11 protein-coding genes are annotated in these 12883 nt (G+C 53.1%); 2 read left to right on the top strand and 9 right to left on the bottom strand.

The window, feature by feature from the left end; all coding sequences use genetic code 11:
* Window positions 1-49: 49 nt before the first annotated feature.
* The 4 genes from BCF11_RS01065 to BCF11_RS01080 form a co-directional block, all read right to left on the bottom strand.
* Window positions 50-1600 carry a glycoside hydrolase family 18 protein gene (locus tag BCF11_RS01065; RefSeq protein ID WP_098493102.1) on the bottom strand — a complete coding sequence of 517 codons (1551 nt, stop codon included), beginning with the start codon at window positions 1598-1600 and terminating at the stop codon, window positions 50-52.
* A 226-nt stretch (window positions 1601-1826) separates the two neighbouring features.
* Window positions 1827-2333, bottom strand: a complete 507-nt coding sequence (locus BCF11_RS01070) for a hypothetical protein (RefSeq protein WP_098493103.1) — start codon at window positions 2331-2333, stop codon at window positions 1827-1829.
* Window positions 2333-2623: a hypothetical protein gene (locus BCF11_RS01075; RefSeq protein WP_098493104.1), complete on the bottom strand. Its 291-nt coding sequence runs from the start codon at window positions 2621-2623 to the stop codon at window positions 2333-2335. Before BCF11_RS01075 ends, BCF11_RS01070 begins: the two co-directional genes overlap by 1 nt.
* 6 nt (window positions 2624-2629) lie before the next feature.
* On the bottom strand, window positions 2630-3541 hold the full coding sequence (locus BCF11_RS01080) for a LysR family transcriptional regulator (protein WP_098493105.1): 912 nt from the start codon (window positions 3539-3541) through the stop codon (window positions 2630-2632).
* A gap of 141 nt (window positions 3542-3682) precedes the next feature.
* Here BCF11_RS01080 and BCF11_RS01085 point away from each other — a divergent pair, with 141 nt between their 5' ends.
* Window positions 3683-4435, top strand: a complete 753-nt coding sequence (locus BCF11_RS01085) for an SDR family oxidoreductase (RefSeq protein WP_098493106.1) — start codon at window positions 3683-3685, stop codon at window positions 4433-4435.
* Between the two features lie 86 nt (window positions 4436-4521).
* Here the strand turns inward: BCF11_RS01085 and BCF11_RS01090 are convergent, their stop codons facing one another.
* Both BCF11_RS01090 and BCF11_RS01095 read right to left on the bottom strand, forming a co-directional pair.
* A complete protein-coding gene (locus tag BCF11_RS01090; protein WP_098493107.1) occupies window positions 4522-6060 on the bottom strand; it encodes an IS3 family transposase in 1539 nt (512 codons plus the stop codon).
* 374 nt (window positions 6061-6434) lie between these two features.
* Window positions 6435-7343: a LysR family transcriptional regulator gene (locus BCF11_RS01095; protein WP_199110699.1), complete on the bottom strand. Its 909-nt coding sequence runs from the start codon at window positions 7341-7343 to the stop codon at window positions 6435-6437.
* 141 nt (window positions 7344-7484) lie between these two features.
* Here BCF11_RS01095 and BCF11_RS01100 point away from each other — a divergent pair, with 141 nt between their 5' ends.
* The gene (locus BCF11_RS01100; protein WP_233212328.1) at window positions 7485-8909 is read left to right on the top strand and encodes an MFS transporter; all 1425 of its coding nucleotides are present in this window, start codon (window positions 7485-7487) and stop codon (window positions 8907-8909) included.
* A gap of 446 nt (window positions 8910-9355) precedes the next feature.
* On the opposite strand, the gene BCF11_RS28565 is transcribed toward BCF11_RS01100, so the two are convergent.
* The 3 genes from BCF11_RS28565 to BCF11_RS01110 all read right to left on the bottom strand — a co-directional run bounded on the left by BCF11_RS28565 (window position 9356) and on the right by BCF11_RS01110 (window position 12699).
* Window positions 9356-9778 (bottom strand): CVNH domain-containing protein, encoded by a 423-nt coding sequence (locus tag BCF11_RS28565; protein ID WP_369827719.1) that lies wholly within the window; start codon window positions 9776-9778, stop codon window positions 9356-9358.
* A gap of 578 nt (window positions 9779-10356) precedes the next feature.
* A complete protein-coding gene (locus BCF11_RS01105) occupies window positions 10357-11565 on the bottom strand; it encodes an FAD-binding oxidoreductase (protein WP_158229121.1) in 1209 nt (402 codons plus the stop codon).
* A gap of 27 nt (window positions 11566-11592) precedes the next feature.
* Window positions 11593-12699 carry a hypothetical protein gene (locus BCF11_RS01110; protein WP_143751224.1) on the bottom strand — a complete coding sequence of 369 codons (1107 nt, stop codon included), beginning with the start codon at window positions 12697-12699 and terminating at the stop codon, window positions 11593-11595.
* Window positions 12700-12883 lie beyond the last annotated feature (184 nt).

Raw genomic sequence — 12883 nt, forward strand, 5'->3', positions numbered from 1 at the left:
GCACCGGAGGAGATTCATCGAGTCTTCAAACATCAGTCGTCTATCTGGGCTAGAAACCGACTTTATCGCTGGCAAATACCTCATTGATGACATCAACCAGCGGCGATCTCGCTTCCGGGCAATATTTGAGACTAGTCGTACCAACATTCTCGACTTTCTTCGTCATGTCCAGCAAATCACCATAGGTGTGCCAGATAATGACACCCGCCAACCCTTTCTCCTTGATGTATTCCGCTTTCGCTTTGATTGAGCGCTCATTGTCATAACTGAGGAAATACTTGTCTTTGGTCAGATACGGAACCTTCGCATTCACGTCCCAGTTATATTTCCAGCCATCGGCTCCGCCAATTCCGTCGCTTCCGGTTTTTTGCAAAATCACGCTATATAGCGGAGTGGCGTCCCACAATCCCAACGCCCAGTTGTCGAAATCGCCGCAACTGGATATTGGTCCGTCCGGCTGCACGAAAACGTCTTTTTTGACCGTGCGGCCGTTGAGCGCCGCTGCATCTTCTGTGATGACGCCACGGCCATAAAACGCCACTCCCAGATTGATTCTCTCCGGCGCCACACCCTTGTCCAACAAAAAACGGGTCGTGCTATCCAGAGAGACAGGCGACGCTTCCTTTTCAGTCGGATCTGACACATTTTTACGCGAATCCGATACACACGAATACGATTTTGCGCCCGGATAATTGAACAGCGGCGAATTGTGCCCTGCTGTATCAGACCAGCCGCCGTTGATGTCGTAGGTCATGATATTGAAATAATCCATGCTTCTCTGTAGCCGGGCCCAGTCAAATCCTTCTAGATACGCGGGGGACGCGGACATGGCCGCGGTAATGAGCTTATCGGAACCAATGGCCTCGCGAACATCCTCCATCAGGGTTGCAAAATTCCCGTAGTCGGCCGGAGAATAGTTCTCGATATTCATGCCCTTGGCATTTGGATATTCCCAGTCGAAATCGATGCCATCAAATCCCATCTTGATCAGATTGATGCACTCATTGACAAGGGCTTTTCGCATGCCGGTATCCGCCGCCACTTCACAAAAATGTTTGGACATGCTCCACCCGCCCAGCGACGCCATAGCCTTGACACCTTCATCTTTGGCCTTTTGCAGCAAGCCGGGTTTCCCTTCCGCCACGGGAAGTAATAGTGGCCAAGGGCCTCTTTCTTCTTTGCCTGGAGTGACGTTTTTCCAACCTACGACAACGCCATTCACTTCGTCATTGCGATAGCCCTGGTTGTAGGCAGGAGTACCCGCGTTAATCCAGTGGATAGTCTCCAGTTCACCATACAAGATATACATATCAAAGCTGCTGTAAATATCCTTGTGGATGAGTGGCGCCGGTTCTTGCACTGTTCCTGCTTGCCAAATGTCCGTATTACGATAATCGCCACTATGCAAGGTGCCGTCACGCGCCAGGCCAAAAAAAGAAAAATTGAGAATAGTGTACTTACTGAAATCCACGTTCAATTGGTTATAACCGCCCTTGGGCACCAGGCCTGGGACATCTTTCCAGGCGTCATACTGGGTTAGATAACCAATGACTTGTTTGTCATGTCGCTTTTTTGTTGCGGACGGTTTGAGCGTAGACATTAATTCTCCTGTATAGAAATAAAATGGCTGTTTCCCACCATGACAAAAAACATCACATGCGGGTGTCTGAATATAGTATTTCTGTGAATGAGAAAATACCTGTCAATGTTAATAGGTAGAGTTCCACCTCATCCCCCATATGGCATTTTTACTCCACACTCACTGCGGAGACACTTGTCGCGGTTGGCGTTCATATCTCCAGCGCGTAGTCAACTTAGTTGGATCGTTACCCATTTCTAAATCCATCGATGTAAGTTAGATCATCGCGCTTATGCAATATATATTTTCTGCTGTACGGTGCGATATTGATGTCACCATCGATCGCCACCACTTCATAGGCGATCTTCACATCGGCATGCAGCAGCATGTACAACACATCCTTGGTCTTCGCTGTAAAGTGCGCGGGATTCTCCTCCGGCCTCAATGCTTCGATCAACGCAACAATTTGCGGCTCGGTGTTGTCCAGCGCGTCGCCGCGATCGACAACCGTCGATGGCTGGAAATTTTCTACGATCAGCAGTTTGGCGTCACCCAACAGCTCCCATCCGACATCCGACTCATCCGACGAATCCAACACACCGAGGCCGCCCAGTATTGGCATGCCGCCCATACCGCCGTCAGCCTGGCGCAATACCCGCTGCCGGAAAGCGTGACACGGAATGCCATTCGGATGGCGCAACGTGACACTACGCGCCGCCTTGTTGATTTGTGTTGGTACGGAATGCAGCATCATTAACCCTTTAGTTTCATCGTGATGACATCAAAGTCGGCCTGAGAGATCTGGCCGGCATTCTTGAGCTTTTGCAGTGTCTTTTGCGCTTCAATGACCGCCATGCCCGCTGCCTTATCCGCCCTCTTGGCCACAGCCAGCACAGCGCTTTTAAGGCTCACGGTCGATTTGTTCGGCTGTTTGACGTTGATAGCGCGATTTTTACGTGCTTGTGCTGCTGCGATTTCGCGTGCCTTGGTCTGCGCAATCACCGCGGACTGTTTGATAGCACCCTTTTGCCCGCGCTCGACCATATCCGATCACGACGCCGAGGTCGTTGCTACATCGACGTTCAGCGCAGGGATTAGGGAAAATTTCTGCGTGATGAAGTCCATGAACACAATGGCGCGCTTCGGCATGAGACGGTTTGCCACGTACAGGATCTGGATAGGCACAGGCGGCGCAGCATACTCGCCTAGCAGCAACCGCAAGCTGCCGTCTTTTAATCCCGCTTCGAATAACCATTGTGGACCATGTCCGATGCCAAGGCCGGCGGTCACCGCTTCACGCACAGCTTCAGGTGAATTGACGCGAAACCTGCCTGAGACCGGAACCTCGGCATTCCTGAAGCGCCAAGTGCTACCTGATGACAGCAGTGTAAAGATGACGCAGTGATGGTCGCGCAGGTCATCCGGATCTCGCGGAATGCCGTGCTTGGCGAGATAGCCATTGCTGGCGACGCATACTCGCTCGAACAATCCGATGCGCCGCGCACGTAACGCGCTGTCTTCGAGATGACCAATGCGGATTGCCAGCTCGACCCCCTCATCGACCAGGTTGACGTAGCGATCACTGATCTGGAGGTCGAGCTCGAGTCTGGGATAGCGCTCAAGGAACGCTGGCACATGCGGCAACACAAAAGCATGAGTCAAGGTAGTCGGACATGCGACACGCAAGAGGCCTGACGGCTCTACATTGTCCCGGACAGAAGATTCCGACTCTGTGACAGCATCAAGTATGCGCCGGACCTCCGCATAGTAGCGTTCGCCTTCCGGTGTGAGAACAAGCTTGCGCGTGGACCGATGCAGAAGCCGGGTCTGCAAATGATCTTCCAGCGCCGCCACATACCGGCTCACGTTGGGCTGACTCAGTCCCAGATCGCGCCCCGCTGCAGACAAACTGCCCGTCTCAACCGCACGGACAAAGCAAGTCATCAGTAGAAAGCGATCCATTCTGTTCTCTATTCATGCAATAGGAGCATGAATTATATACAAATATACATACTTATCGATTCTGTTGCATAGGTTCATTATTCAGGTCCGGTATACGACGACTCCCGCTGTCGTTGCCTCCACCTACCCAGGAAAATTTCCATGTCTCGCTTACAAGGCAAACGTACTCTCATCACCGGCGGTACTAGCGGTATCGGCCTCGAAACCGCCAAGCAATTCCTGATTGAAGGAGCCCGCGTCGTAGTGACCGGCGTCAATCCCGATTCCATTGAGAAGGCAAAGGCTGAACTCGGTTCCGAAGTGCTCGTGTTGCGTGCTGACTCGGCCAGCGTGGCCGCGCAGAAAGGATTGGCGCAAGCTGTGAAAGATCACTACGGCCAGCTCGACGTCGCTTTCCTCAACGCTGGCGTTTCCGTTTGGGTGCCGATCGAGGAATGGACGGAGGAGATGTTTAATCGTTCCTTCGATATCAACGTCAAGGGGCCATACTTCCTGATCCAGGCGTTGCTGCCAGTGTTTGCTAACCCGGCTTCAGTGGTGCTTAACACGTCCATCAACGCGCACGTCGGTGTCGCGCGTTCGTCGGTCTATGCCGCGACCAAGGCCGCGTTCCTGAATATGTCGAAGACACTGTCGAGCGAATTGCTCGGACGCGGCGTCCGCGTCAATGCGGTCAGCCCTGGTCCAGTCGAAACCCCGCTGTACGACAAGCTCGGCATCCCCGCCGCCTATCGCGAGCAGGTCAACAAGGAAATTGCCGCAACCATTCCGTTCGGACGCTTTGGAACGCCGGAAGAAATAGCCAAGGCAGTACTGTACTTCGCTTCCGATGAGTCCAAGTGGACAGTCGGCTCTGAAATCATCATCGATGGCGGTCGCACGCTCAACGGGTGAAAGAAGAATAACCGTTTAGGGATGGCTTCTGTAGCTTGCCGGTGAAAATTGACGGACTGGGGGTGCGGCGTAAAACTTGGACTGGTTTATGTCGTAAATCCGAGGCTTTCTCGATATTCGAGGGGACTGCGTGAGCCAAGGGATATCTTGATGCGTTTTTCGTTATACCAGCGAATGTAAGAATCAACTACCTGAATGAATTGCTCAACGGTTGTAGCCTGCCAGTCCCGAGGGTAGAACAACTCCGTCTTCAGCCGCCCGAAGAAGCCCTCACAGGCGGCATTGTCGGGTGAGCATCCTTTGTGCGACATCGAACGAATCAGCTTTGCGTTGTGTATCCTTGAGAGCCACCCAGGCCAGCGATAGTGGGCGCCACGATCAGAGTGAACGACAGGCCGACCTCCGCCATTGGCTACCGTCTCGATGGCTGCATCCAACATCGTGTTCACTAGATCGGCATCTGGACGCGTGCCGATGGACCAACTGATAACCAGGCCATCGAAGCAATCGATCATGGGCGATAAATACACCTTCCCAGCCGGGATCTGGAACTCCGTGATGTCGGTAAGCCATTTTTCATTCGGGGTGGCAGCCTGGAAGTCCCGGTTGATGAGATTCTCTGGCGCTGGGCTGATTTCGCCCAAATAGGATCCATACCGACGCCTTCTGTTAGCGGTGACGACCAAACGTTCCTGCTTCATCAAACGTTGTACGACTTTCTCCGAGATAAACACCTGGCGCCTGCCAAGTGCCGCACGCATCCGCCGATAACCGTAGCAACGGTGATTGCACTCGAAGACTTCGGTGATGGCAAGACGCGCATCAGCATATTTGTCAGCGCCCCGGAGTTGGACCCGATGATAAAAATAGGAACTGCGGGCAAGATCAAGTTCGACAAAGAGTTCTGACAGCGAATAGGTTTGCTTCAAGGCGTCAACCAGCAGCGTCTTCTCCCGGTTGCTCAGGATCTGCAGATCGACGCCCAGGCCTTTTTTTAACAGTTCATTGGCCTTCTTCAATAGGTCATGTTCAAGCTGTAATCGCCGGATGTCTCGTTGAAGCGATTCGACTTGCCGTTGCAGTTCTGTCTGCTCAGGAACTGGCTTTGAATCGTTCTGGCGTTTCATGGATGGGGGTGCCTCGCGACCGAGTAATTGATTCTTCCAGTTATACAACGTCGGCCTGCACACTGCTAGTTTTTGAGCAATTGTTTGTGCACTTGTCTTCCTGGTGCATAGATCAATGATTGCCGCATTCTTGAACTCAGGGGAGTGCTGCACGTTTGCAGCTCCGCCGACAACGCGATGGCGTACTTCGGGGTGCAGTTCATCAATCCACGCAGTGAGCGTTGCACGGCTGGGATATCCCAGTGCCTTCATAGTTGAAGCAATACAGCGATCGTGGTCTAGGTAATGTTGAACCGCCGCCTGTTTTTGTTCGTCAGAATACCTCTGCCTTGAGCGCACATAGCCTACCTGTAAATCGCGACTTTGTTCGTATTCTCGATACCAGCTCTTGAGCGCATTCTTTGTTGGATAGCCCAACTGCCGAATGGTCGGACCAGTGCGTTTCCCAAGCTTGATATAAAGCTTGACTGCTCGAATGCGGTCTTCGTATGAATACATGAACTACCTCCAAGTAGTCCAAGTTATTGTCCGCACCCCCACTGCTTCCAGCCTGAAGCAGTCGGCGAATCATTACTGGGCTATCGTCCGCTTTTGGCGACTGCGGCCTTTCAAATTGGGTGACTTTGTCAGAAATATTTGAGTTTTCTCGAAATCTATCTGAGGCTGCCCCTTGTTCCGCAAGAATTAGTCCGCAAGGCCTGGTAAGGTTTTGCAGGCATGCGCTGAATGGGGATTGCGGAATGAAAACTAGCTTCCCCCTGCGATGTCGAACATGGTGCGCAGTCATTGTCGCGGTTGCATGTCTTAGCTGATTCTGTGCCGCAGAAATGCCATCAATTTCCTCTTTGTCGGTCCCTGTTTTTACCCGTAAATCACAACTTTAAGCTAAAGCGCTCCACCACGAAATCAACGAAGCTGCGCAGCTTGGGCGACATACGGTGATCACGTAGGTAGATGAGGTTCAACGGCCGGATCGGCGGCGTGTATCCAGGGAGTAAGCGAACGAGATGGCCTTCCTCGATATCCTTTGACAGCATTATCTCAGGCAACATGACAATGCCCATGCCAGCGAGCGCAGCCTGGCGTAACCCTTGAGCGCTGTCGACCTGCATCCGGCCCGAAATCGGCACGCTGATTTCGCCCTCTGGACCGGTCATGCGCCAGGATGCCTGTGCCGATCGCCACTCGGACCGCGAGGAATAGGTATAGGCTAAACAATCGTGCTGCGCAAGATCCTCCGGTCGCCGCGGTTCGCCGCGTTTCGCCAGATAACTCGGTGCGGCGCAAATCATCAATCTATACGGTGCAAGCGGGCGGGCAATCAGGTCGGAACCCTGAAGGTTGCCAAGGCGGATCGCCGCCTCGAATCCGTCCTCAGCCAAATCCACGACAGTGTCGGTGATGACCACGTCGAGATCCACTTTGGGATAACGCGCCGTATAGTCGGCGAGCGCAGGTACCAATCGTTCCGTGCCGAAAGTCGCAGATGCTGTAACACGAAGCCGCCCTTTGGGACTGGTCTGCGTTTCGAGTGCGAGGGCATCGGCATCCCCAACGAGACCGAGGATCTCAATGCATCGTTCGTAATAGGCCTTGCCGAATTCGGTCAGATTTTGCCGCCGTGTGGTCCGATTGATGAGGCGTGTACCGAGATGATCCTCTAGCGCCTGCAAATGGTTGCCCACCATGGTTGGCGAAAGGTCGCATTCCGCTGCTGCCGCCGTCAGACTCCCCGTGTCAACGACACGGATGAAGATAGCCATAGCCTTGAAGATGTCCATTACCAATATTTCCTGGGTAGTCATCAAACAAAATGGCAGTTTATATAATTTTTCAGGGCAATACAATGAGATTGGAATTAGTCAGCGGTTTTCGTGACGACCGTTTTTCAACAAGAAAACAATCTCTGGGACTCTCTTCTCATGTCTTATCTGAAACCGAATCAATCAACATCGCCACGCCTGACTTTGATAGCCACCAGTCTAGGCTTAGTCCTTGTCACTCTCGACGTCACAGTCGTGAACGTTGCGCTGGAAAGGATCCAAGCGTCGCTCAGCACCAACGTGACCGGTTTGCAATGGATCATTAACGCCTACACGCTGGTCTTTGCGAGTCTGCTGTTAACGGCAGGTGCCATTGGTGACCGCTTCGGTGCCAAACGAATCTTCGTCATAGGTTTTGCGTTGTTTACCATTGCGTCACTGGCCTGCGGCATGGCGGGCACTATCAGTACCCTCATTGCCGGCCGCGTCGTCCAAGGAGTGGGTGCGGCACTTTGTGTACCAGCCTCGTTGGCGTTACTTAGCGCCAGCTTTCCGGAAGCGGCCTCTCGTGCCCGAGCCGTGAGCATATGGGCTGGCGTTGGCGGCTTGGCGCTTGCGGCCGGGCCAGTTGTTGGCGGCATCATGGTGGATCGCTTAGGTTGGCCGAGCATCTTCTTCCTCAACCTGCCACTTGGGCTCTTAGGCATCTGGTTGACTTTATCCTATGCGCCGTCGGGTTCAAAGACGCCCAACCGTGGATTGGACCTCGCTGGGCAAGTATTGGCGATTCTCGCGCTAGGTGGGCTCACCCTCGGCTTCGTCGAGGCCGGCTCACTCGGCTGGACGCATCCGCTAGTCCTGTCAGGTTTTACCTGTTTCCTGGTGGCCGGCGCGTTGTTCCTATTGGCCGAAGCCCATGGCGCGGATCCTATGCTGCCGCTGTCATTGTTCCGCTCGTCAGTGGTGAGCGCGTCCTGCGTCGTTGGACTCCTCACCAACTTCGCCTACTACGGGCTGATGTTTGTGCTTAGCCTATTCTTCCAGGCGACGAAGGGGTATTCACCGTTGATGACCGGACTAGCTTTTCTCCCGATGACGGCACTAGTAACCGTCGCCAATTTGATTTCTGGTCTGCTGACCGCGCGGTTCGGGCCGCGGCTACCCATGGTGATGGGGCAGGCGCTAGCCGCTTGCGGTTACCTAGCGCTGGCTGGCATCGACGGCAGAACCCCCTATAGCGTCATCGTCGGCCCTCTACTAGCGGCGGGCATCGGTGTGGCGCTGACGGTCCCCGCAATGACGGCCGCCGTTCTCGCCAACGCCGATAGGCAACGCACAGGTATTACCTCTGGAGCGTTAAACGCCTCGCGCCAGACGGGGGGCGTCATCGGCGTCGGGGTATTCGGATCGTTGGTCGCAGGAGGGGCGGAAAAACTCCTTGCGGGTATGCATGTCGCGCTAATCCTGGCAGGTCTCGCACTCGGCATTGGCGCCATCATCAGTTTTGTAAGCATCAAGGTACGATTGATTACGAAATCAAATTCACTCCCCGTTGAAATGATTACCAAGGGCGAAACCAATTGAAGGTTTGAGTTCGAATGCCTGTTCAGAGGGTATGCTGCGATGGTGCTGGCCGATGTGATTCGCGCAGCATCTAAAATATAAAAAAATAGGTGACCTCATGGTTCCGCAATTTCATATGAACCCGCGCCGACATTGCGTTCGCAGACTACGGGAGTTGCTAAATTGCGGAACTGAAAACTCAGTAAGTTATTGAAAGTATTGATTTTGTCGCTGGACTTGTAATCAGGGGGTGGCGGGTTCAAGTCCTGCAGCCAGCACCAATGTTTAAAAGGCCCATCGTTCGGTGGGCCTTTTCTTTTGCTCCGCAATCACGTTTTTTGCAGAACAAGTTCTAAAGTGCATGCGCACACGATGACGGCTTCCGATCCTTAGATGCCCGTGATAATTCCGAAAAGCAGACCTTCACGTTTGAGGGCACCCTATTACGCTGCCATCTTTTCGAACAATCATTGCCCGCAAACGAGACGCCCGTCTGCATTTCGAAATCCCTGATTACATCCTTTGAATACGATGGAGTTGCTTCGGTAGTCGCCTGCACCGCCTTCGGTCTTGCAACTCGCCTGCAGGCGGTTATCCATAATGAAGACTGCATGGCACGTCTTTAGGTAGCTGCCTGGAGGCAGCGGGCCTTCGCAAACCAAGCCCCCGTTCAGATTTGAAAGTCCAGTGTGATTTCTGGCGCACCTTCTCAGATCAATCTGCGTATTCTTATCTCCCCACCTCTCCGACGCGCATCGCGCTGACACAAAATTCCCAGACCGTTGGATGTTGTGACAGGTTTGCAGATATGACCCTCCAGGAGCTGGTTCCGCGTGGGCGGCTGCTGCGTGAAGAAAAATCAGGGCGACGATTCCTAGTTTGCGGATCATAACAATTCCTTCGTACGTGACTGTTCCCGAGAGCCTCGACAGAGGCCACGATTGCTTCCATTACGATCGCTTGAAGATGCCTCAGGAAGCTTGCTGTAGCTTAAATTTATCTGCATCGCACAAAGAGAGGTTGTTCCTGATTTCCAATGATTTTTACACAACATATAATGACGTATAACGGGCGCGTTTGTTGAACAACTTGGCGACGTCATTTTTTTTGGAGATCCGCATGCAGTTCCCCTGCCACTGAACTTCTACAAATTCATACGGTGTTTTGATGACCAATGCATTGGCACTGAAAATAGTGCACGCCGTGTGAACATGTGGTTGGTTAAGTGTAGCCATACGGCAACAATATACAAGTGGAATGTAATGGCCATCGGCAGCTTTTGCCGATAGCAGTCATTGATGATGGATGGCTTACGACCCTGTGCGGTCATACACGCCGAGGCAGTCGAACGTCCGATGTTTGGCCAAAGGTGACAACGGCCTTTTGATTGACCACGTCCGCTGTACTCACAAGACCGGTCGTTGGCTCGCATCTCACTCTCCAGTTCAGTTTAGCCCTTAACAGGTGCCTACAAAACCGGGGGAAGGACAGAGAGACCTGTGATTCCAGTATCGAAAGGGAATACCCAACCCCGATTGAAAATGGATTGAGGATCAACGGAGAGCTTTGCCGCCCCGAATCGGGCAAAGATATCGGGTGCGAAATACCGACGGTACAACGAAACACCTGACGCAAGTTCACTTTGAATATAGCGCTGAAAACCATGATCCAGTGCAAGCTGCATAAAATCTTGCTCAAACGCGTTTAGTTGTGCCAAACCAGCGGGAGTTTGATCTTGTTGGAAACCCCACGTCCCTACCGCAAAGAACGAAGAAGCATGAGGATAAATCAATGGGGCGACGACGAGATTGCGATGCCGGATCAGGTAACGGTATCGTTCGCGGTAGTGAAAAACTCCGCTGTGCTTTGTCTCTAACGTTGCAAGATGCGCAAGCGCGTCATCAAGGCGTTCTTGTGCAACAAACAAGGTAAACCAGTACAACCGTGTTCCAATCTCTTCGGGGGGAGCCGTCATTACACGTCTGGACGCGTCCTCGATGGCAGACATAGAAATGGATCTGCCTAATGGATAAGCGGGTGTTTTATCGACAGCATAGGGGACCAAGTCCAAGCGTGCCTCAACTATGATTCCGAGTTGTCCCATGGAACCAAATAGCCACGGGAAAAGCTCGTCCTGCCGCCTGATTCGTTTCAAGCCAGTGGTAGCGACGAGACTGATTTCGGCCACATTCTCCCAAAATCCGCCAAAATCTGCCGATCCCGGTCCAAACCCGCCAGCTGCCACAAATCCTCCGACCGAAGGTCCGGCATAGCCATCATTGACTACGGGTAACGTGAAATGCGTACCTTGGACAAGATCGCGGAGCGACCACAAGTCAATCCCTCCCCCCGCGGTCACTGTTCCCACCTCTTCATACCGGACCCAATTCAAGCAGGCCGTAGACACAGTCAGTTCGCCGGCTTGAGACAAACTCGATCCGTTAAGTGCATGCCCCATCCCGCGCACTCGCAGTGGGATACTCTCTTGAGCGGCAAGGTCTATGATTCCGAGAACCTCCTGGAGTGACCCAGGCGCAACCTGGCAAAACGGCGCGGTACCCCTCTTGATTCCTGAAAAATCGGTGAGCGGCTCGGTAACCACTTGGGGTGTATATTCAAAAAAAAGAGCACTGAGAGATTGTGGGCTGCGCTCCGCTGTGGGCAAGGTATCCTGCAAGGTATTTCCTTTCAAACCGCCCGCGGGTTAGTGTGCCGGAAAGGGATGGAAATAGACATTTACCTTGCGCTCCAACCCACGCACAGCTAATCCTACAAAGAGAATGGAACGTACATGTTCGTTGGAACAACTGCCCGCGACAATTTCACGAACCAGCGCATAAGGTTGGGAATCGAAGCTTAATTCATTCAGCAAGTTCAACACACGTTCATCCACCTCAGCATCGCTCCCAAAAAGGAGACCGGTATTGAGGTCCAATTTGAATCCTGTTGCAAGACCCTCCGGAGGAAACTCCACTGAAAAGTCTACTGCTTGTGCAGGATAACCCTCACCATTGCAGAACGCTCGATGTAGCGGCAACAGCTGCGACTCGGCTTGGTCGCATCCTACCGCTTGAGCGGCGAGCGCAGCAAAGCGGGCGTTACCATCCGTGGGACGAAAGTAGAGCTTGATCCGTCCGATCCCCTTAGGAACTAGATCAAGCGCGGAAAAAGCAGGTGCAATAGATCCCCCAAAGGTCATTTGTAATGTTCGTAAGCGCTTGACCGCGCCAGGCCGCCCTAGGAAATCAAGACAACGTTCGAAACGGTCATAGCGTTCTCCTACGTCTCCCACCTCACTATTCACATAGACCTTTATCCCAACCCCACCACTGGAATCCAATTCAACCGCGAGACAAAGACCCATTAACGAGGCATCCAGCGCAGATGCTTCGGGTAAAAGCTGCGCCAGAGCAGAATCCAGATGAGGAAGGGAATCCGTAAGTCCGAGCTGTACCGCCACATCTCCAAGTCTGGCTCGTGTGTGCTTTATCCGTTCTGAGATACGACTTCCAGGAACTCCACAATCAGTAAGGAAACGCAAGCTTGCGGTCTGCCTACCTAACGAAACCGACCATTGGAAGGGAAAACCGTCCCCATTTATCGCAGAGAATCGTCTTGGTTTTTTGAACGGCCCCTCAAGTCCTTCAGCAGAGAAAGTGTGGATCAGACCAAGCGCCGGTTGTCGCGGAATAGACTGCGCATCTAAAAGGGTCTCCGCCTGTTTGAATACGACTTGATATCCATTCGCAGATGGAATGGCGGGAGATGCAACTGCCTCCACCGCACCTTGTCCCATGGTTGCACGGCTCATTTAATTTCATAAAGAACGTAATCTGCATCTTTGTCCCCGTCGGGACCGTGGCTTGGATTAATAGCGCCCGGATCGCCCGTTTGCCCACCCTCTCTTCGCGCACCCGTTCCGCCGCGCTGACCGCCTAGTCCGCCCGGTCCGCCGGCACCTCCATTGCCGGGATCACCTCCCCGGCCACGACTGC

It is taken from the genome of Collimonas sp. PA-H2 (assembly GCF_002564105.1).
In the GTDB taxonomy this organism is placed as follows: domain Bacteria; phylum Pseudomonadota; class Gammaproteobacteria; order Burkholderiales; family Burkholderiaceae_D; genus Collimonas.

Bases quoted from the DNA above. Each gene is read 5' to 3' on its own strand.
- BCF11_RS28565 (WP_369827719.1), bottom strand. From the start codon at position 9,778: ATGATCCGCAAACTAGGAATCGTCGCCCTGATTTTTCTTCACGCAGCA.
- BCF11_RS01085 (WP_098493106.1), top strand. From the start codon at position 3,683: ATGTCTCGCTTACAAGGCAAACGTACTCTCATCACCGGCGGTACTAGC.
- BCF11_RS01075 (WP_098493104.1), bottom strand. From the start codon at position 2,623: ATGGTCGAGCGCGGGCAAAAGGGTGCTATCAAACAGTCCGCGGTGATT.
- BCF11_RS01065 (WP_098493102.1), bottom strand. From the start codon at position 1,600: ATGTCTACGCTCAAACCGTCCGCAACAAAAAAGCGACATGACAAACAA.
- BCF11_RS01100 (WP_233212328.1), top strand. From the start codon at position 7,485: ATGTCTTATCTGAAACCGAATCAATCAACATCGCCACGCCTGACTTTG.
- BCF11_RS01090 (WP_098493107.1), bottom strand. From the start codon at position 6,060: ATGTATTCATACGAAGACCGCATTCGAGCAGTCAAGCTTTATATCAAG.
- BCF11_RS01095 (WP_199110699.1), bottom strand. From the start codon at position 7,343: ATGGACATCTTCAAGGCTATGGCTATCTTCATCCGTGTCGTTGACACG.
- BCF11_RS01110 (WP_143751224.1), bottom strand. From the start codon at position 12,699: ATGAGCCGTGCAACCATGGGACAAGGTGCGGTGGAGGCAGTTGCATCT.
- BCF11_RS01080 (WP_098493105.1), bottom strand. From the start codon at position 3,541: ATGGATCGCTTTCTACTGATGACTTGCTTTGTCCGTGCGGTTGAGACG.
- BCF11_RS01070 (WP_098493103.1), bottom strand. From the start codon at position 2,333: ATGATGCTGCATTCCGTACCAACACAAATCAACAAGGCGGCGCGTAGT.